The organism is Rothia mucilaginosa (genome assembly GCF_964211445.1).
GTDB classification, from domain to species: domain Bacteria; phylum Actinomycetota; class Actinomycetes; order Actinomycetales; family Micrococcaceae; genus Rothia; species Rothia mucilaginosa_E.
The window spans coordinates 1-1,145 of record NZ_CAXOQT010000057.1 but is presented as its reverse complement, the minus strand read 5'-3'; the positions used below and the strand labels follow the sequence as shown (position 1 = coordinate 1,145).

Below are 1,145 nucleotides of genomic sequence, written 5' to 3'. Positions count from 1 at the left end.
GACTCGATTCGCGTGCCCAACGGCAAGCTGGATCAGGCGAACACCTCCACCGCGCGTGGCCTGCACGGCTCGCACGGCATCACCAAGCCGGACGTTGCGGCACCGGGCACGAACATTTCCTCGATCCTGGTTGGTGGCGGTACCGAGGCGACCGTGAAGACCGGTACGTCCATGTCCACGCCGTTTGTTGCCGGTGTTGCGGCGCTGATTATGCAGGCGCACCCGGAGTACGGTCCGCGCATGATTAAGACCGCCATCATGAACACCGCCGACCACCGCATGCAAGACGCCTGGGGCAACCCGTACGCGGTGGACCGCGTGGGTACCGGCCGCATCAACACGCGTGCGGCGGTGGCTGACCGCGTGATGCTGTTCAACGCGGCACGACCCGAGCAGGTTTCGGACACTTTCGGCGTGCTCGAGTACGCCCCGAACGCCGGTGTGCAGACCCTGCAGCACCGCGTGAGCGTTGAGAACACCGACTCGGTGGCACACACCTACACCCTGAACTATGAGGGCAGCACGAGCATCCCGGGCGTGGAGTTCTCCTACCCGCAGTCCGTGTCTGTGGGTGCTGGTCAGACCGCCACGTTCACCGTGACGGTGCGTATTGACCCGTCGAAGCTGGAGAAGACCATGGACCCGTCCATGTACCCGACCCAGGATTCGGTGAACTACTCGACTGGTGCGGTGACCATTTCGGGTGCCCGCCAGTACATTGCGAGCGCTTCGGGCCGTCTGATTCTGACCGATGCTGATTCTTCGGCTGCGGTGAAGACCCTGCGCATGCCGCTGCACGTGGCACCGAAGCCTGTCTCCGCGATGCGTGTGGCTGGCTCCGATATTGCTTTTGATTCGAATGGTTCCGGTGCGACCGAGCAGACCCTGACCCTGCAGGGCACCGCCGTGAACCAGGGCGGTTACCGTTCCCTGCTGGGTGCCTTCGAGCTGGGCGCTTCGAGCCCGCGCATCCCGACCGCGAAGCTGGGTGTGGGTTCTGATTCCCGCATGGACCTGCAGTACGTGGGTGCCACCTCGAACGTGGCGGCGTTGAAGGCTGCCGGTCAGGACACCTCCACGGCGCAGCTGTCCTTCGGTATTTCGACCTGGGGTAACTGGCAGGAAGTGACCCCGCGCGGCACCTA

At 64.3% G+C, this 1,145-nt stretch carries 1 protein-coding gene; it reads left to right on the top strand.

The features are described 5' to 3' along the window. On the top strand, positions 1 to 1,145 hold a 1,145-nt coding region (locus AB8E48_RS08905; protein ID WP_368886473.1), incomplete at both ends, for a S8 family serine peptidase.